The organism is Mesorhizobium sp. C120A (assembly GCF_030323105.1).
Classification (GTDB): domain Bacteria; phylum Pseudomonadota; class Alphaproteobacteria; order Rhizobiales; family Rhizobiaceae; genus Mesorhizobium.
The window spans coordinates 3,070,169-3,089,245 of record NZ_CP100476.1 but is presented as its reverse complement, the minus strand read 5'-3'; the positions used below and the strand labels follow the sequence as shown (position 1 = coordinate 3,089,245).

The window sequence follows — 19,077 nt, the reverse complement described above, 5'->3', positions numbered from 1 at the left end:
GATAGGAGATGATGATGAAGCTTTTTGCCCGCCTCTTTGCCCGCCGCGAAATGAACCTGACGACCGCTCTCGAGCGCCAGCGCCTTGCCAATACCATGCCCGGCCAGACCGGTGCCATGAATGCGGTGCGCCTCGGTTTCGTTGCCTGAGATAACGGCTAGCGCTCAGCGCTTCCCTGCCGCTGCCGATAGTCGATAACAGCGCCGCTTCGGCTTGACCGAAGCGGCGTTTCTCATTTTTGGCACCTATGCCGCCGCCACCATGCCCAATCCGTCGGCAGCCCGTGCCTGTCATCCCGGACGATTGCTCATTTGCGACCCATGTCGCAAATATAGTTTCCGCTTAGCCCCCTAGCCGATTGACAGGAATGGTTTTCCTGATGTCGCTGTGCTGTTCGCGACATCCTGTTCGCGCCATGGCCGCGTGAGGTTCCCTTGAACGCCGTAAAGCATCCGATCAAGCGATCGTTTGTATTCTTCCTTGTCCCGGACTTCACCATGATCGCCTTTGCGACGGCGCTCGACCCGCTGCGCTCGGCCAACCGCATGCTCGGCTATGAGGCCTATCGCTGGCGCCTCGCCAGCATCGACGGCAAGCCGGTGCGCGCCTCCAACGGCGTCGAATGCGCCGTCAACACCTCGCTCGAGGAAGAGCGCAAGAAAATGGCCGGGCCGGATCGGCCGAACATGGCCATCGTCTGCAGCGGCATGAATGTCGAGCGCTACCAGAATAGGTCGGCCTTCGCCTGGCTGCGCGAGGAATACAACAGAGGCGTCGCCGTCGGCGGCCTGTGCACCGGCGCGCATATCCTTGCCGCCGCCGGCCTGCTCTCCAACAAGCGCTGCGCCATCCATTGGGAAAACCTGCCGGGCTTTTCCGAGGCCTTTCCCAAGGCCAACGTCTTTGCCGACCTCTTCGAGATCGACCAGAACATCTACACCTGCGCCGGCGGCACCGCCGCCCTCGACATGATGCTCAAGCTGATCGGCGACGATTTCGACGACAATCTGGTCAACCGCGTGTGCGAGCAGGTGCTGACCGACCGCGTGCGCAGCCCCACCGACCGCCAGCGCCTGCCGCTGCGCGCCCGCCTCGGCGTGCAGAATTCCAAGGTGCTGACCATCATCGAACTGATGGAAGGCAATCTCTCCGAACCGCTGTCGCTGATCGAGATCGCCGACCATGTCGACCTGTCGCGCCGCCAGATCGAGCGCCTGTTCCGCACCGAGATGGGCAGATCCCCTGCCCGCTACTACTTGGAAATCCGCCTCGACCGCGCCCGGCACCTGCTGATCCAGTCCTCGATGCCGGTGGTCGAGGTAGCGGTCGCCTGCGGCTTCGTCTCGGCGTCGCATTTCTCCAAATGCTACCGCGAACTCTATGCCCGCTCGCCGCAGCAGGAGCGCGTCGACCGCAAGCAATTGCTGGCGGCCTGATCCGAAAACGCACTCAGGCTTCGGCGGGCTGCGCCTGTACTGTGCGCATCGCCTCGACGCGGATATCCTCGGTCAGCCGCGCCTTGAGCGCCGAGAACTCCCGGCTGGTCTTCAGCGTATAGTGACGCGGATGCGGCAGGTCGATGGCGACATCCGACTTGATGCGGCCTGGCCGCGCGCTCATCACGATCACCCGCGAAGCCATGAAGATCGCCTCCTCGATGTCGTGGGTGACGAACAGCACTGTCTTCTTGCGCCGCTCCCAGATGCCGAGCAGCAGTTCCTGCATCAGTCCGCGCGTCTGGTTGTCGAGCGCACCGAACGGCTCGTCCAGCAACAGGATTTCGGGGTCGTTGGCCAGCGCCCGGGCGATCGCCGTGCGCTGCTGCATGCCGCCGGACAGCTGCTTTGGCCAATGGTTCTCGAAGCCCTTGAGCCCGACGAGGTCGACATAGGAAGCGACGATCCCGTCTCGCTCCTTTTCGGCCATGCCACGTTCGCGCAGGCCGAAGGCGATATTCTGCGCCACCGTTAGCCACGGAAACAGCGTGTAGGACTGGAACACCATGCCGCGATCCGGTCCCGGCCGCGTCACCGCCTTGCCGTCGAGCAGCACACGGCCTTCGCTCGGCGCTTCCAGGCCGGCAACGATCCTGAGCAGCGTCGACTTCCCGCAGCCGGACGGCCCCAGAATGGTGATGAAGTCGTTGGCCGCGACCGCAAGGTCGACCGGCATCAGCGCCTTGACCGGCTGCCCGCCGCGCACGCCGGCGAAGGTTCGCGAGACGCCTTCGATAAGCAACTTGCTCATGCCAGGCTCCAGGGAAAGAGCCAGCGATTGAACGCCTTGAAGGCGAAGTCGGACAACAGTCCGATCAGCCCGATGACGATGATGCCGAAGATGATCTGCCCTGTCGCCAGCCGCGACTGGCTGTTGATGATCATGTAGCCGATGCCTGAGGACGAACCGATCAGCTCGGCGACGATGACATAGGTCCAAGCCCAGCCGAGCACCAGCCGCAGCGTCTCGGCAATCTCGGGCGCATTGGCCGGCATGATGACCCGTTTGACGATACCGCTGTTGGTCGAGCCCAGCGTATAGGCCGCCTCGACCAGGTCGCGCCGCGTCGAGCCCACCTTGACCGCGACGATCAGGATGATCTGGAACACCGAGCCGACGAAGATGACCAGCAGCTTTTCCAGCTCGCCAATGCCGGCCCACAGGATGAGCAGCGGAATGAAGGCCGAAGCCGGGAGGTAGCGGGCGAAGGAGACGAACGGCTCCAGAAACGCCTCTATTGGTTTCCAGGCGCCCATGGCGATGCCGATCGGCACGGCGACGATCGACGCCAGCAGGAACCCGCCGAAGACCCGCCAGATGGTGATCAATATGTCGAGCCAGAAGCGGTCCTCGACCAGCAGCCGCCAACCATCCCGCAGCATCGACAGCGGGTCGGCGAGGAAGATGCGGTTGACGTGGCCGCCAAGCGTGATCCACGCCCAGAAGGCGACGAACAGCACGAAGAAGGAAATGCCAAGCACGGTTCGAATGCCCGGCGACACCGGATGCAAGGGGCGCATCTTCAGATCGTCCGCATCGTCAAATCATCACTTGTCCAGGAGAGAGCGGCGGCCCTAGGCGCCGCCGCACAATGGTCAAAGGCGAGGCCTGTCAGTTCGCCACCGCGCTGGTGTCGGCCAGCGTGGCAACGTCTGGCGCTTCCTTGATCAACCCCATCTGCAGCAGAAGCTCGCCGGCGGTCTTGGAAAAGTCCTGGAATTCCTTGGTGAAGAACTGCTTGTTCTCCGCCTTGTCGGCCCATTTCAGGTATTTCGCCGAATCCTCGAATTCTTTCGCAGACTGCTTCACGTCGGCGCCCATGATCTCGTAGGATCTCTGCGGATCGCTCTTGATCAGGTCGAGCGCTTCGAAATAGCTGTCGGCCAGCGCCTTGGCGGCGTCGGGATTGGCGGTGAGGAATTCAGGCGTGCAGCCGACCGTGTCGAGCACCATCGGGTAGTCGAGCGTGGTCCCCAATATGTGGCCCTGATCGGACTTGTCGCGCACCGCCGAGATGAACGGCTCATAGGTGACCGCCGCATCGTTCTGGCCGGCGAGGAAGGCTTGCGCCGCCGCATCCGGTTCCAGGTTGACGACGGTCACATCCTTGGTCGACAGGCCGTTCTTGTTCAGCACCCAGGCCAGCATGAAATAGGGCGACGTGCCCGGCGCCGAGGACGCGACATTCTTGCCCTTGAGGTCGGCGACGGTCTTGATGTCGTTGCGCACGACAATACCGTCGGCGCCATAGGATTTGTCGAGCTGGAAGATCTGCTTGGTGGTCACCCCTGAGGCGTTCCACACCAGCCAGGTCTCGACCGTGGTGGCGGCGCATTGCAGATCGCCGCTGGCGATGGCGAGCGGCCGGCTGGCCTGCGGCACCTTCTTCAGGGTCACGTCGAGGCCATGCTTCTCGAAGATGCCGGCCTGCTTGGCGAGCGTCAGCGGCGCAAAGCCGGTCCATCCGCTGATGCCGATGGTGACCGATGTGGCAGCCTCGGCCGGCACGGATATTGCAGCCGCAAGCGCCAATACCGCGGCAGCGACAATGGTCTTGTTCATGTCGGTTCCCCTTATTTTTTCGGATGCCGAATTGTGTCACAGACGCCCATGGGCTTGTCAATGAAACCGGCCCTTCACGGCAGCGTGATGATGCGAACGCTAACGCGCATCGAACATCCAGCTGCGGTCGCGCCACATCTTTTCGCCGACCTGGCAGTCGGTCGGCCGGTCCTGCGCCAGCACCACCGGCGGATGCCCGGCCTCCTCGCGCGCCCGTTGCGGCGAAGCGGCGCCGGCCAGCTCCAGCACCAGCTTGCGGCGGATGGCTTCGGGAAACTGCGTCCAGTCATTGACCGGGATCATGAAGGATCCGGGACCGCCGATGACGCAGTCGCTGTAGTAGCGGTCGAGATTGTTGACGTCATAGGCGCCGCCGAACCCGCCGCGCGTCATCAGCGGCAGGCCGTTGATGATGATGCCTTGCTTGACCACCGCGTCGCGGGTGATGTCGACGGGCGCGCCCTGGTTGTTGGGCCCGTCGCCGGAAATATCGATGACGCGCTTTGTCCCCTGAAAACCGCTTTCGGCGAACAGATCGCTGCCGAATTCCAGCGCGCCGGAAATCGAGGTGCGCCGGGCGCTGGCCGGCGGATGGGCGGAAAGCTGCGCGGCCACCCGCTCGGCATCGGCCCGGCTGGCGATCACCGTCCACGGCACGACGACCTGCTGCGTGGTCGCTCCCGCCCATTCGACATAGGTGACGGCGACCTTGCCGTAGGCGCCATCGGCGATGGCCTGCAGAACATTGTCGTGCGTCAGCGCAGCAGCATAGCCGTGACGCTGGATTTCAAGTTCGCCCGGCGACATCGACAGCGACACGTCGACGGCCAGCACCAGCTCGACGTCGACCGGCTCGGCGGCTTGAACCGGCGGCACCAGCCAGAGCCCCAGCGCCAGCGCGGCGCTGCCTGAAAGGAAATGTCGTGCGCAAGAAAAAGCAGACATACCCGAAGGTAAGCGAAAACCGGCTGCTGACAAAGCAAAAAGCCCGGAGAGGTGCCGGGCTTTTCGATGTGTTGGTTGGAACCTATGACGCTCAACTCCGCGGTTTCAAATTCTCCGGATCATAGAGCGGCTTGTAGCCGACGGCAGCCACCTCGACCGGGTAGGTCTCGCCGAAATATTCGATGGCGAACTTGCGGCCCTCCTGGGCATGGGCCCAGGGCAGATAGGCGAGGCCGATGTTCTTGCCGATGGTCGGGCCATAGGCCATCGATGTGGTGAAGGAGCGGCGGCCGAGTTCGTCGACCAGCGTCTCGCCGGTCTTCGGATCCATCACAGGCATGGTGCCGACGGGATAGCGGGCAACACCCTTCGAATCGACGTTTTCCGTCATCACCAGCGTGCACAGGATCGCCGGCTGGTGCTCGCGGGCGCGGTATTCGACATGTTTTGCCTTGCCGCAGAAATCGTTCTCCTTGACCTTCGGTCGAGCAAGGTCGGCCTCGAGCAGATTGTACTCGGTCAACAGGTCGGCGTTCTGCAGGCGCAGGCTCTTTTCCATGCGCCGGGTGTTGGCATAGGTCTCGACGCCGAACGGCATGACCCCGGTCGAGCGCAGCGCGTCCCAAACGGCCAGGCCGTCTTCGTAACGCATATGCAGTTCCCAGCCCTGCTCGCCGACATAAGAGATGCGGAAGGCGGTGACGTCCTTGCCGCCGATCCTGACCGGCTTGATCGCCGCGAACGGGAAGTTCTCGAGCGAGAGACCATCCGGATTTTCGACCACTTTCTGCAGCGTCGCCCGCGCGTTCGGTCCCCAGATGCCGATGGTGACATATTTTTCCGTCACGTCGGTGATGGTGACGTCAAAGCCTTTGTCCTGCGCGGTGCGCTGCATGTAGCGGAAGTCGCGCGGGCCGGCGTCGGCGCCGTCGATCAGGCGGCAGCGGTCGGCCATGCGGATGACGGTGAAGTCGGCGCGCACCATGCCTTGCTCGTCGAGGAAGTGGGTGTAGATACCCTTGCCGATGTTGTTGTCGCCACCGATCTTGGCCGCGCACAGCCACTCCAGCAGCGCGACATGATCCGGCCCTTCGATGTCGTACATCGAGAAATGCGAGAGGTTGACGATGCCGCAATCCTCGCTCATCGCCAGGTGCTCGGCATTGGACACCCGCCAGAAATGGCGATTGTCCCACTCGTTCTCACGTATGGGAACCCGGTTGCCATACTTCTCCAGCAGATGCTCGTTGGCGGCATAGCCATGCGCGCGCTCCCAACCGCCCAGCTCCATGAAGTAACCGCCAAGCTCCTTCTCGCGCTCCCAGAACGGCGAGCGGCGGATGTTGCGGCCTTTGGAGAACGGCTCGCGCGGATGCACCGCCGGATTGTAGACCTTCATCGCCGTCTCGGTGCAGCGATCCCAGATGAACTGCTCTTTCGTCTGGTGCGGATAGAAGCGCGCATAGTCGATGGCGTGATGGTCGATTTCCGTGCGGCCGTCCGTCATCCAGTCGGCGATCAGCTTGCCCATGCCGGGGCCGTCCTTGACCCAGATGGCGACGGCGTACCAGAGGCCCCTCACCTTCTGGCTCTCGCCCATGGACGGGCCGCCATCGGCGGTCACCTGCAACAGGCCGTTGAAGGAATGGCTTTCATTGTAGCCGAGTTCGCCCAGAATCGGCGTCAGTTCCATGGCGCGCTCCAGCGGCGCCAGGATCTGCTCCATGTCGAGATCGCGCTGCGACGGCGACAGCCGCGCCTGATCCTTTTCCAGCAAATCGCGCGGATGGCAAAGACGCGGATTGGTCTCTTCGTAGTAACCCCATTCGATCTGGCCGCCTTCGGCGGTCCTGGGGTCGCCGGTGTCGCGCATATAGGCCGAATTACCCTGGTCGCGCAACAGCGGCCAGCCGATCTCCTTGCCGGTGCCGGCGAATTGATTGTAAGGCCCGAAGAAGGTCAGCGGATGGTCGATCGGCATGACCGGCAGGTCTTCGCCGACCATCTCGGCGATCAGCCGGCCCCAGATGCCGGCGCAGACGATGACATAATCGGCCATGATCGTGCCGCGGTCGGTGACGACGCCCTTGATGCGGCCTTCCTCGACGATGAGAGATTTGGCGGGCGTGTTCGCGAAGGATTTGAGTTTCCCCGTAGCTTCCGCCTGGTCGACCAGCTTGCCGGCGACGGTCTGCGAGCGCGGGATGACCAGGCCGGCGTCCGGATCCCACAGGCCGCCCTGCACCATGGACTCTTCGATCAGCGGGAATTTTTCCTTGATCTCGGCCGGTTCGATCAGCCGGGCGCGGGTGCCGAAGGATTTGGCCGAGGCGATCTTGCGCTTGATCTCGTCCATGCGGCTGTCGTCGCCGACGCGCGCCACTTCGAGACCGCCGATGCGGGCGTAATGGCCCATCTTTTCGTAGAAATCGATCGAGTAGAGCGTCGTCCAGCACGACAGGAAATCATGGCTCGTGGTGTAGCAGAAGTCCGAGGCATGCGCGGTCGAGCCGATATCGGTCGGGATGCCCGACTTGTCGATGCCGACAATGTCGGTCCAGCCGCGCTCGATCAGATGATGCGCGATCGACGCGCCGACAATGCCACCCAGGCCGACGATGACGACCTTCGCCTGTTTCGGAAACTCTGCCATTGCCCGCGACTCCAAGGGGATAAAGCGGGCGCGTCCGCGCCCGTTCGAATGGCGCACAATATGCAGAGGACGTGGATGCAGCTACCGCCTGTTTGCGACACGTCGCGGATGCGACGCGACCCGGCGCGCCGGCGTGCCGCCAGTGGCGATCTATCTCAGGCGAAGGCCCAGATGTCCTCGGCCTGGAAGCCGACCTGATAGCCTGATGTCTTCAGCTTGACCACGACCTGGCCGATTTCGGCGGCCGGCAGCGCGCCGACCTCGACCTTGATCATGCCCGGACGATAGCGCTTGAGATCGAGCTGTTCGAAGACGATCCAGTCGGCGCCCTCGCAATCGACCAGGAAGGCGTCGATATGCGTGATGCCGTTGCGGTCGAGCAGCGTCTGCAGCGTTTCCGACGGCACCTCGATATCCCTCACGTGCGGCGCGAACTTGTTGAAATTGGCGTCGTCCTCGCCCCAGGCATTCTTGCCCGACATCAGATTGGTGTCGGTGACCGACGAGCAGCCGATGAACTCGATCGGCAGCGTGCCGGCCTCGAGTGCCGCGGCATCGAAAGTGTGGACGGTGATCGTGCCCTTGGTCTTCGTCACCGCGACCGGTTCGATGACGAAGCGTTCCGTGTCGGGATAGTTGGCCCGCAACCGCTTCTGATTGTACGGGATCGGCTCGACCAGCACGGCCCGCGCCCGCGGAATGCGGTGCAGCCACGGCGTGACGTCGTCGAACAGCGCGCCGTCGCAAGCGCCGACATTGACCATCTGGAAGGCTTGCCCACCGCCAAACCGCGCCTTCAGCGCCGCCTTGGCCAGGAATTTCGTGCCACGCAACGCCGGCCCCCGATCGAGCAGGCCGGCGGGCAGGCCGAGCGAAAGGGCGATGCGCGCCAGGCCGGAAATGGAACTCATGGCTTATCTCCAGGTATGGCCTGCAAGGCGATGGGCCGCCTTCCATTCAGGCTTGCCGACGCCCACAGCGCCATGATCGGGCCGACGAGCAAAAGGTAGGGCGGCAGAAGGTTCGGGAAGTAGATGCGGGTGTCGTGGATCGGAAAGACGGTGAATTTCGCCAGCACGCCAAGCACCAGTGCTGCAAGCAGGATGCCGGCGCGGCGATCGAGCCGGAAGCCGGCGCGGCTGAGCGCAAGCCACCCGGCCAGCGCCAGAACCCAGACCCCGACCCAACTGTTGAGGCTGGTGGCGCGAATGAAGGATGCGGCGAACGCCTTGACATAGGCGCCAACCGAGAACGGTGGCTCGAAGCCATCCATATTGTAGTGCTGCTCGATGCTGGAGAACCACAGATGCGGCCACCAGCCGGGATGCTGCGCCCAATGCGAAATCGCGAAATAAGCGACGAAGGACGCGGCAAAGCCGGCCAGCGCGCCCCACGCCCGCTGCCGGAAGACCAGCAGCAGCACGGCGAAGATGGCCAGAAAAACAATATTGTCCGGCCGCGCCATGAAGGCCAGGAAAAGCAGGACAGCGGTCGCTGCCTCGCGGCCGCGCACATAGGCAAGCAGCCCGCCGAGGAACAGCGCCGAGCACAACAGATCCGGGGTCGAGGCGCGTGCCGCGTCGCCGAAATCGGCCATGATCAGCACCGCGCCGGCCACCGGCGCCAGCGCCAACGCGCCTTCGGTTCGCAGCCACAGCAGCGTGATCATCCCGAACAGCAGCACCGAGACCACCTGCAGCACCCGCATCGCCTCGACAGGCGACATCACCGAACTCATCGTCGAAAGAATCTCGGCGTAGAGGAACTTGATCCGGTACATGCCAAGCAGCGAGTGAAAGTCGGCGGCATTTTGCGCCATATGGCTGCGGAAACCGCCACCATCGTCGGTCAGCGTCTTGTAGTCGCCGGCCGACACGCCGGCCTGGACCGTGCTGTAGGCATAGTCATGCAATGCCTGCGCATCGGGATAAGCGCCCTCCTCGGCGATGGCGAGATAGGGCAGCATGTCCCAATTGGCGTCGGGCATCGTCAAGGCCATGAACGCCGTCAGCAGGATATAGAGCGAAAACGCGATCGCGCCGACCGGAGCCGCCCATCGCGCATAAGTCCCCTCGCCCCACGCGAGAGCGGCCGCAGTCAGCCGGTCGAGTGTGTTTTGCGGGGCGGGAGACTTGCTCAGCATTGTCGGACTCAGGACTTCGCTCAACGGACTTCTTTTAACGGACTTGGCTTTTGACGAAATCCTTGACGATTCCCACGATGCCGCGCGACAGCAGGCTGTCGAAAGCATCGACGAAACGGTCGACATGCTCGCGCTGGCAGATCAGCGGTGGCTCGAGACGGATGACGTTGCGGTTGTATTCGGTGAAGGCGACGAGCACGTCATAGTCGCGCAACAACAGCGCGCCGACGAAGCCCGACAGCGAGCCCTTCAGCTTGTCGTCGAGGACGCTGACGATCGGACGTAGCACCATCGGCAAGGTCTGCGAGAAGTCGTGGAACTCGAGCCCGATCATAAAGCCTTTGCCGCGCACGTCCTTGATGATCTTAGGGTACTTCTCCTTCAGCGCCTGCAGGCGCTGCAGCAGATAGTCGCCGGCAGTGGCGGCGTTGTCGATCAGCCCCTCATCATAGAGCACGTTGATGCCCTCGATCGCGGTGACGCAGGCCTCGCCCATGCCGCCAAAGGTGGCCATGGCATGGATCATCGCCGTCTTCGGCGTGCCATAGGCCTTCATATAGACCTCGCGCCGGGCGACCATCGCGCCGACCGCCGCCTTGCCTGCGCCGAGCGACTTGGCCAGCGCCGTCACATCGGGCACGACGCCATAATGTTCGAAGGCGTAGAAGCGGCCGGACCGGCCATAGCCGCACTGCACTTCGTCAGCCACCCACAGCACCCCATAGTGGTCGCAGAGCGCGCGCAATTTCTGCCAGTATTGCGCCTCTGCCTGGATGATGCCGCCGCCGCCCTGGATGGTCTCGAGTACGATGACGCCGACCTCCGGGTCGGAGCGGAACAGCCGCTCGACCGCTTCGATATCGGCGAACGGAATGCGCACGGTGTTCTCAGCCATCTTGAAGTCCGCGCGGTAGAGCTGGCCGTCGGTGATGCCGAGCACGCCCTTGGTCTTGCCGTGGAAGGAATTCTCGGCATAGACGACCTTCGGCCGCTTCGGCCCGGCGGCGCGCTCGGCGAGCTTCACCGCCGCTTCCATCGCTTCCGAACCCGACGAGCCCAGAAATACCATGTCGAGATCGCCGGGCGAGCATTTGGCGATGTTGTGCGCCAGCGCCGATGCATATTGCGACATGAAGGCGATGGCGATTTCCTGGCGCTTCTCCTCCTGGAATTTGCGCCTGGCCTCCAGGATGCGCGGATGGTTGTGGCCGAAGGCCAGCGAACCGAAGCCGCCGAAGAAGTCGAGAATCTTGCGGCCGTTCTGGTCGATGTAGAACATGCCTTCGGCACGCTCGATCTTGATCTTGTGGAAGCCGAGCAGCTTCATGAAATGCAGCTGGCCCGGATTGAGATGCGCCTTGAACAGGTCGGTCATGCGCGCGACATCCATCGCCTTCGCCTGCTCGACGCTGATCAGGTCGGGCTTGGCGATGGCGGTAGGCGACAACGCCGGCGCGCCGACCATGGTGCGCGCGTTCGTCTGCTCAGGCTTGGCCATGACGGTCATTTCGGAGTTCTCCTGGTCGTCCCACTTATTCGGCGGGGACATGATTGGCGGTGACGGCAAGCCCGTCTTTCTTGGCGCGGTATTCGCTGTAGGCGGCGATCAGCATGTCCTCGTCGCGATATTGCGGCACCCAGCCGAGCTGGCGCTCGGCCTTGGATACGTCGAGCACGCACTCCTCATCGGCGATCAGATATTGTTCGGGATCCATGATCGGCATGTTCATGAGATCGAGCAGGTCGAGGGTGCGCTTGACCGCCCAGCCCGGCGTCGGGATCAGCAGCGATTTCGAGCCGGCATGCTTGATCAGGTCGCCCAGCAATTTCTTCACCGGCGGCGGATTGAGGGAGCCCAGATTATAAGCCTGGTTGGGCACGCCTGCCTTCCAGGCCGAGCGGGCAGCTTCCGCGCAATCGAACACCGAGATGAACTGATAGGGGTTCTTGCCCGAGCCGATCATCGGCACAGGAAAATTCCAGTCGATCAGTTTGAACAGCTTTTCCAGGATCCCGAGCCGGCCGGGACCGATGATCAGACGCGGGCGAAACAGCGAGATCGACATGCCGCGCTTGCGCCATTGCGCGGCGAGTTCCTCGGTCTTCTGCTTCGACCATCCATATTCGCCGAGCGGCGCGACCGGATGTTCCTCGGTCATCGGCTGGGTGACCGTATGGCCGTAGATCATGTCGGTGGTGTAGTGGACGAGCTTGGACGCGCCGGCCTTGTCCATCGCCTGCATGATGTGTTCGGTGCCATGGAAATTCACCGGAAAGAAGAAGTCGTGACGCTTGGCCCGCACCTGGATCGGCGACAGCATTTTGGCCGACAGGTTGTAGATCATGTCGTCGGCCTTCAATCCGATGTTGGCCACCGAGGCCGTATCCGTGACATCGCAGGTGACGAAGCGAACGTTGCGATAGTGCGTCAGGTCGCTCTTGACGATGTCGGCAACGACAACCTCTTCACCATCGGCCACAAGCTTCGGGGCAAGATGACGGCCGACGAAGCCGTCGCCGCCGAAAATAACATGTCTCATCGAACGATCTCGTTTGTCTGGATCTTGTCGGGGATGATGGAAGCGGTTTGGTCGTCATGCCCGCGCCCGCCCAAGTCTCGACCGCTTTGCGCGATCAGCACGGTGCCGACGCAGATGAAGGCGATGCCGGCAATGCGCCAGGCATTGAGGTCCTCCCGGAAGATGAAATAGGCGAAGATCGCAACCGCGACATAGGCAAGGCTGAGGAACGGATACGCAAAGCTGAGCTCGACCTTGGACAGCACATAGAGATGCGAAGCCATCGAGATGACGAAGGTGCACAGGCCGAGAAACACCCATGGGCTGAAAACGACCTGCAACAGCCTCAACAGCGGATTGGTGCCTTCGAACGAAATCGGCCCGAGCGACATCATGCCTTGCTTCAGCATCAGCTGCGCGGCGGCATTGGTCATGACCGTGAACAGAATGAAGACGATGTATTTCATATTTTGCACCCGCCACTCGCAACGGTCCTATTACGAACCTGCAAACATTTCATGAAGTCACGGCAATGCTTTGAGTAAACCACGGAACTTACGATCTATTAACCATGACTTATTCGGGTTGTACCTATTCAGCTGCCTTGACACGCCCTGGCCGGTCGTTGAGCTTTTTCGCCGTCCGCAGCCAGAAACTGGACGCGAACGCCGGGTCGCGCAGCGCTTCAAGCCGCTGCCAATTCGGGAAGGAGGCCGCGAAAGTATCAGCGCCCATGCGCGCATCCTTGTACGGGTTGACCGCGCCGCCGGCCGCGACCGTGATGCGGTCGAGTTCGCTGAGCAGGGCCAGCGTCCTGTCGCCGCGATTGGGGAAATCCAGCGTCAACGTGAAGCCTGGCCGCGGAAAGGACAGCAGCCCCGGCGAGCGGATCGAGCCGAAGCGCTTCAACACGGTGAGGAAAGAGCCCTGCCCGGCCCGTCGCGCCGCCTCGAGCAGCGCCGGCACGGTCTGACGCGCGACATTTTCCGGCACCACGCTCTGGTGCTGGTAGAGACCTTTCGGGCCATACAGCCGATTCCAGTCGCCGACACCATCAAGCGGAAAGAAAAAGCCCTGGTAGCCGGTTTGGCTCGGCCCCGGCGAGCGCCCCTTCTTCCACCGATAGGCGGCGTTGAAGGCGGTGAGGAACGGCCGGTTGAGCACATTGAACGGCGGCTGGAACGGCACTGAAAAACGGGAGCCGGCGCGAGACGCCGCGTGCGAGCCGTACTCGGCATGATTGCCGGTCAACAACAGGCCGCGCCCGCGGCCATGGCCACCGGCAAGCTGGTCGATCCAGGCGACGGCATATTCATTGGCCTGGTCGGCGGCCTCGGCCAGTTCGAAGAATTCGCCAAGATCGGCAAACCGCGTTACCTTCTCGGCGATGTCGAGCGAATGCACCCGCATCAGCCGGATCGAGGCCGACAGGATCAGGCCGGTCAGCCCCATGCCGCCGATCGTCGCCGCGAACAGCCTTGCATTGTCGGTTGCCGAGCAGGTGTAGGTCCGCCCGTCCGAGCGCAACAGGGTGAGAGACTCGACATGGCAGCCGAAAGTGCCGCGCCGGTGATGGTTCTTGCCATGGACGTCATTGGCGATCGCGCCGCCAAGGGTGACGAACTGGGTGCCTGGGACCACAGTCGGAAAGAAGCCGTAAGGTGCAGTGTGCGCAATGATATCGGAGAGGAACACGCCGGCCTCCGCCTCGAGCAGGCCGGTCTCGGCATTGAAGGCGCCGATGCGGTTCAGCGGCCGCATGTCCACGACCGCACCTGGCTCGTTCTGGCAGGAATCACCGTAGGAGCGGCCATTGCCATAGGCGAGCAGAGCGTTCTTTGTCGCCTTGCCGCTTCGCATCAGCGCGATGGCATCGTCGGCCGCGATGGCTCGCTTTGCGGCCGGCGTGGCGAGGCCAAAACTCCGGTACCGTTCGCCGGCCATGCCCTACCAGCCTCCCGCGACCAGAAGGGCGGCGCCGATCACCACGACGATCTGGCTTCGCCAGTCGCGAATGATGAAGATGACCGGATCGTCATTCATCTCGTTGCGGCGCGCCAGGATCCAGACCCGCATGGTCAAATACAGCACGATCGGCGCCAGCGGCCAGACCAGCCAGGGATGCGGATAGAGTTCGCGCACGGAGACGCTGTCCATGTAGAGCGCCAGCACCAGCGCCGAGGAGAAGGCCGACGCCATGCCCGCCTGGGCGACGATCTCCTGATCTTCGATGCGGTAGCCGCGACCGGCAATGCGCTCGCCCACCGGAATGGCTGTGGTGCGCAGTTCGACATAGCGCTTCACCAGCGCCAGCGACAGGAAGAAGAAAATCGAGAAGGCAAGCAGCCAGAACGAGACTTCGACCCCGGTCGCCGCAGCACCTGCCAGCACACGCACTGTGTAGAGCCCGGCCAGCGTCAGTACGTCGGCCAGGAGCATGCGCTTGAACGACAGCGAATAGGCTGTGGTCACCACCAGATAGCCGGCGAGCACGCCCAGGAACTCGGTCGGCAACAGAAGCCCGGCGGCAATGCCGATCGCCAGCAGCACCGCCATCGCGCCGAGACCGAACGGGATCGACAAAGCGCCGCTGGCGAAAGGCCGGTTGCGTTTGGTCGGGTGCTTGCGGTCAAGCGCAAGGTCGAAGAAATCGTTGAGGATGTAGATGGCGGAAGCCACGGCGCTGAAGGCGACGAACGCCAGCAGGCATTGCCAGATCATGTTGATGTTGAAGTATTCATGCGACAGCACCATCGGCACCGCTATCAGCGAATTCTTCAGCCACTGATGCACCCGCAGCATCTTGACGAATGTCTTCAATGTCCTTTTCGGCGCCGGCATCCTTTCGGCGCTATGCGCGGCCTGCCAGCGCCTCGCATGGCGGTCGGGCGCCACGACGATGGCGTTGCGTGCGGCTCCGAAAACCTTGAGGTCGTGCCGGCTGTTGCCGGCATAGTCGAAACCGCCGTCGCCATAGGCGGCGATGAGCGCGTCGCGCTTGCGGCCCGAGGTCATGTTGTGGGGACCGTCGGTCGCCAGCACATAGTCGAAGACGCCCAGATGCGCGGCGATTGTCTCGGCGAACTTGCGTGGCGTACCGGTCGCCAGCACGATCTTGCGTCCGTCGCGATGGTCGGCGCGCAGCCGCTGCAGCAGCGCTTCGCGATAGGGCAGCGAGGCCGGATCGATGTCGATGCGGTCGGCAATCGCTTGTTTCAGCCGCGCCGGGCCGGCGGCCAGCCAGAATGGAACCAGGAAAACATAGAGCGGATTCTTCTTGAGCAGGATGAACAGGCCTTCCCAAAGAAGATCGGTCGCAATCAGCGTGCCGTCGAGGTCGACCGCAAGCGGGATTGCGTTCTTGTCCGACCGCGCATCCATATCCGTTCTGCCCTATTCATAACCGTTGCGCCGTGCTTCGGCGTCTTCGCATCGGTATAGCGGCGGAACGGCGTAGTGAACGTTAAAACGCACGGTTGCAGCCGGTAGGCGTCACGATATTTCCCGCGTCATTGTTAAGCAATCGCTACCGAGGACAATAAAAGGCCGGGCATTGCCCGGCCTCTACTACATCTGCTTGCCGACTTTACTTGATGCGGGCAACGCCACCCGAGATTTCGACCGTTTCCGAGCCGGTCAGGGCCTCGAGGTCACCATTGGGCAAGGTGACGAAACAGCCGTTCGGGCAGAACTCCACGGTTTCGCCGGCGGCCAACGCCAGCTCCGTCTTGCCGCCGCCTTCCGTCACGATCAGCGTACGGGTCTCAGCATCCTTGTTGACCGCGCTGGCGGCAAAGGCCGAGCCACTCACTGCGGTAAGAGCGATGGCGACGACGAGCGACTTCCACATTTTGCAATATCGGTGTTTCCACACCGCCTCTGTTGCATTTCGCAAGGCATTCTCGCCTTTGCATGTGAGCTTATATGAGATGCAAGCTGAACCGCAACTGAATGCCGCATTCATGCCGCAATCGGTTGGGAGGAGCTTGGGGCCCTAGCTGGGATCGGGTTTGCGGGCCTTGCGACCAGTCTTGGCCAGCCGCTTCGCCTCGGCGGCGGCTCTGGCCTCCGCCTGCTCCTTCTCGGCGAACTCGACTTCGATCTTGTCGTCGTCGATCGGCCATGCGTCGGTCTGCTTGACCTTGACCTCGGCGCGCGGCGTCGAGGGGATTTCTATGTGCTCGGCGTCAAAAGCATCGAGCACGGCAAAGCGGATATCGTTCTGAACGATGGCGCCGTTCAGCACATCGGCCAGGAACACGCGGATCTCGAACTCGAGTGCTGCCGGCCCGAAATTGGTGAACAGCACGAAGGGTTCCGGGTTCTTCAGCACCAGCGCATGGCCGCGCGCAATCTCAAGCAGGACCGCGTGTACCCGCTTGACGTCGCTGCCATAGGCGACCCCGACCTTGATCTCCACGCGTCCGAGCTTGTTGCGGTGCGTCCAGTTGCCGACGGCGTTGTTGATGAGGTTCGAATTGGGCAGGATCACCGACTGCCGCTGGAAGGTCTCGATTTCGGTGGCGCGCACGCTGATCTTCTTGACCGTGCCTGATGTGTCGCCGGCGACGATCCAGTCGCCGACCTTGAACGGCCGCTCGGCGAGAAGGATCAGGCCGGACACGAAGTTGGACACGACATTCTGCAGGCCAAAGCCGATACCCAGCGAGAGTGCGCCGGCAACGAGCGCCAAATTGGAAAGATCGATGCCCGCCGCCGAGATGCCGACGAGGCCGGCGAGCGCGACGCCGGCATAGCCGACCGCCAGCCGGATCGAGTTGCGCACGCCGGTATCGACCTTGCCGCGCGCCATAACCGAGCCGTCGAGCCAGCCCTGGAACCAGCGGGTCAGGAAATAGCCGATGATGAAGACGACGATGCCGGTGAGGATGCCGGTGACCGAAATCGTCACCGAACCGACGGTGACGCCTGTCGCCAATTTATAGCCCCAGGCCTGGATATCGCCGGGCTGGAAGCCCCACATCAACAGGATCAGCGGCAGGAACACCAGCACGATCATCAGGTTGATGGCGACGCTGACGACGAGGCCGAGCTGGTCGAGCGCGGTGTCCTCATAGCTGGAGTTGGTCTTCAGCCAGCGCCCAATCGAGGTGCCGGCGAAACCACCCTCCTCGCCGATCTCGCGCGCCGACAGGAAGCCGATATAGGCGGTAAGCAGGATGGTGCCGGTGACCACGACCTGCAACGAGACGAAGATGGCAAGACCGATATAGCCGAACAGCGCCGCCGCAATCGTGAACAGGCCGAGCGCGACACAGGTGTAGCGCAGCCAGGCCGGCCAGCGGCGCCAGCGCCCAGCGACGTCCTTGTAAGGCTTCAGCAGCGCCATCAGGATCAGGATGACCCCGACGATCACGGTGGCGACAAAACTCCTGGCCACCGTCAGCGACAGAGGCGAGCCCATCTTGTCGTTGACGATCGACAGGAAATTGTTGATGCCGATGACGACTGCCATGGCCGTCGTCAGTCGCACCAGCCAACGCGCCGGGCCGGTCTCGACCTGGATCAGGCGCCAGTTCGGCATGCTAGGCGACAGCGCCGCATTGGTCAGGCGGTTGACACAGAACACTATGGCGATGACGGCTGCCAGCGCGTTGAGGAACACGCCTATGTCGCCGCGCAGCACATTGTAATAATTGTACAGGAACACCGTCGAGGCGAGGAAGGCGCTGACCGCCAGCGTCGGCAGCAAGGTCGACCAGAACGCCACCGACAGGCGACTGAGATACGTCGGATCTTCAACCGACGCGTCGGCCTCGAAGATGCGCCCAAACAGGCGGCGCCCACCGACCAGAAGCACCACGGCCAACGCGAGCGCCATGAGGGTCGCCGCGAGCATCGCCTGGAACTTGAACTTGAAGGCAAAGCTCAGCCAGGACGACACCGCCCTGTAAAAATTGGCGTATTCGTCCCTGGCGTCGGAAAACACTTGCGGGCTCAGTGCATCGGACAGCACATAGCGCTTGGTCAGCCCGCTGCGAAACAGCTCGCTGCGCATATTGCCGATCTTCTCGATCAGCGCATTGATGCGGATCGACAGGTTCTGCGCGCCGGCGATGACGGCGTTGATCTCCGCCTTTTCCGACGCCAGCGCCTGGCGCTCGCCGGTCACGATGTCCGGTTCAGGGGGCTGTCCGGCAGCCGGCGGTGCGCCAAGCTGCTCGAGCCTCGAATTGATCTCTCCCAGCCGCGAACGAAACGCCAGCGCGCTGTTCAGCGCAGCGCGCGACAGCTCTTCCAGCTGCAGGCGGATCTCGACGAGGGTGGTGTCGTCGACGCCGTCCTCCTGGACTTTCTTCTCCAGAGCGTCGGTTTTCGTCGTCAAACCCTGCAGGATTTTCTGCTGGTCGGCGACCAGCCCGGCAGGCGCCTGGCCCAGCCCCTGCGCCATCGCGCCGAACGAATGCGGCGCCAAGGCAACGAGCGCGAGGACCAGGATCAGGCGAAAGAAGCGAAAAGACATAATGGTGGCGACTCAAAGGGCGGCAAAGGCCGCTTCTAAAGCGGTCCTTGATAGAGACGCTCATCCCGTGGGGCAAGTCGTGGCGAAGTCATGACAGTTGGGCGCCTTGCGGGAGTCGGCCAGTCGAAAAGCCATGGCGCAATCTTGGCTTTGCGCACGCCGCCTGCTCTATAGTCTGCCGCATCGCACCCGAGCCGGATGGCTTCAGGTCTGTTGGACATGAAATCATCCGGCTCTAAAAATCAAAGATATAGAGCATGATGTCGTCCGAAAA

The 19,077-nt window shown here is 62.8% G+C and carries 16 protein-coding genes; 2 read left to right on the top strand and 14 right to left on the bottom strand.

The genetic code is table 11. The annotated features are described in order from the left end of the window. Positions 1-14: 14 nt before the first annotated feature. Both NL532_RS14925 and NL532_RS14920 read left to right on the top strand, forming a co-directional pair. Entirely contained in the window at positions 15-149 is a 135-nt protein-coding gene (locus NL532_RS14925; protein ID WP_023681787.1) for a hypothetical protein, read from the top strand. 348 nt (positions 150-497) lie between these two features. Continuing rightward, entirely contained in the window at positions 498-1,436 is a 939-nt protein-coding gene (locus tag NL532_RS14920; RefSeq protein ID WP_348524244.1) for a GlxA family transcriptional regulator, read from the top strand. 13 nt (positions 1,437-1,449) lie between these two features. On the opposite strand, the gene NL532_RS14915 is transcribed toward NL532_RS14920, so the two are convergent. From NL532_RS14915 to NL532_RS14850, 14 genes are all read right to left on the bottom strand, one after another. After that, on the bottom strand, positions 1,450-2,247 hold the full coding sequence (locus NL532_RS14915; protein WP_023696446.1) for an ABC transporter ATP-binding protein: 798 nt from the start codon (positions 2,245-2,247) through the stop codon (positions 1,450-1,452). After that, on the bottom strand, positions 2,244-3,017 hold the full coding sequence (locus NL532_RS14910; protein ID WP_023688107.1) for an ABC transporter permease: 774 nt from the start codon (positions 3,015-3,017) through the stop codon (positions 2,244-2,246). Before NL532_RS14910 ends, NL532_RS14915 begins: the two co-directional genes overlap by 4 nt. 91 nt (positions 3,018-3,108) lie before the next feature. Beyond that, the gene (locus tag NL532_RS14905) at positions 3,109-4,059 is read right to left on the bottom strand and encodes an ABC transporter substrate-binding protein (protein ID WP_023829395.1); all 951 of its coding nucleotides are present in this window, start codon (positions 4,057-4,059) and stop codon (positions 3,109-3,111) included. A 99-nt stretch (positions 4,060-4,158) separates the two neighbouring features. Next, positions 4,159-5,004, bottom strand: a complete 846-nt coding sequence (locus NL532_RS14900; RefSeq protein WP_023691008.1) for a DUF1194 domain-containing protein — start codon at positions 5,002-5,004, stop codon at positions 4,159-4,161. Positions 5,005-5,095: 91 nt separating this feature from the next. Continuing rightward, on the bottom strand, positions 5,096-7,657 hold the full coding sequence (locus NL532_RS14895; protein WP_023829396.1) for a GcvT family protein: 2,562 nt from the start codon (positions 7,655-7,657) through the stop codon (positions 5,096-5,098). 155 nt (positions 7,658-7,812) lie between these two features. Further along, entirely contained in the window at positions 7,813-8,568 is a 756-nt protein-coding gene (locus NL532_RS14890; protein WP_023670377.1) for an FkbM family methyltransferase, read from the bottom strand. Continuing rightward, the gene (locus NL532_RS14885) at positions 8,565-9,800 is read right to left on the bottom strand and encodes a glycosyltransferase 87 family protein (RefSeq protein ID WP_023735884.1); all 1,236 of its coding nucleotides are present in this window, start codon (positions 9,798-9,800) and stop codon (positions 8,565-8,567) included. The genes NL532_RS14890 and NL532_RS14885 overlap by 4 nt, the downstream gene beginning before the upstream one ends. A 34-nt stretch (positions 9,801-9,834) precedes the next feature. Further along, on the bottom strand, positions 9,835-11,265 hold the full coding sequence (locus NL532_RS14880) for an aspartate aminotransferase family protein (RefSeq protein WP_245261312.1): 1,431 nt from the start codon (positions 11,263-11,265) through the stop codon (positions 9,835-9,837). 67 nt (positions 11,266-11,332) lie between these two features. Then, positions 11,333-12,340: an NAD-dependent epimerase/dehydratase family protein gene (locus tag NL532_RS14875; RefSeq protein ID WP_023670374.1), complete on the bottom strand. Its 1,008-nt coding sequence runs from the start codon at positions 12,338-12,340 to the stop codon at positions 11,333-11,335. Further along, positions 12,337-12,786 carry an EamA family transporter gene (locus tag NL532_RS14870; protein ID WP_023670373.1) on the bottom strand — a complete coding sequence of 150 codons (450 nt, stop codon included), beginning with the start codon at positions 12,784-12,786 and terminating at the stop codon, positions 12,337-12,339. Before NL532_RS14870 ends, NL532_RS14875 begins: the two co-directional genes overlap by 4 nt. A gap of 124 nt (positions 12,787-12,910) precedes the next feature. Further along, the gene (locus NL532_RS14865) at positions 12,911-14,263 is read right to left on the bottom strand and encodes an FAD-binding oxidoreductase (protein WP_023829399.1); all 1,353 of its coding nucleotides are present in this window, start codon (positions 14,261-14,263) and stop codon (positions 12,911-12,913) included. A gap of 3 nt (positions 14,264-14,266) precedes the next feature. Next, the gene (locus tag NL532_RS14860) at positions 14,267-15,700 is read right to left on the bottom strand and encodes a UbiA family prenyltransferase (RefSeq protein WP_023829400.1); all 1,434 of its coding nucleotides are present in this window, start codon (positions 15,698-15,700) and stop codon (positions 14,267-14,269) included. Positions 15,701-15,905: 205 nt separating this feature from the next. Further along, positions 15,906-16,169: a hypothetical protein gene (locus NL532_RS14855; RefSeq protein ID WP_023829401.1), complete on the bottom strand. Its 264-nt coding sequence runs from the start codon at positions 16,167-16,169 to the stop codon at positions 15,906-15,908. 144 nt (positions 16,170-16,313) lie between these two features. Continuing rightward, positions 16,314-18,803 (bottom strand): mechanosensitive ion channel family protein, encoded by a 2,490-nt coding sequence (locus tag NL532_RS14850; RefSeq protein WP_023829402.1) that lies wholly within the window; start codon positions 18,801-18,803, stop codon positions 16,314-16,316. Between the last annotated feature and the right edge of the window lie 274 nt (positions 18,804-19,077).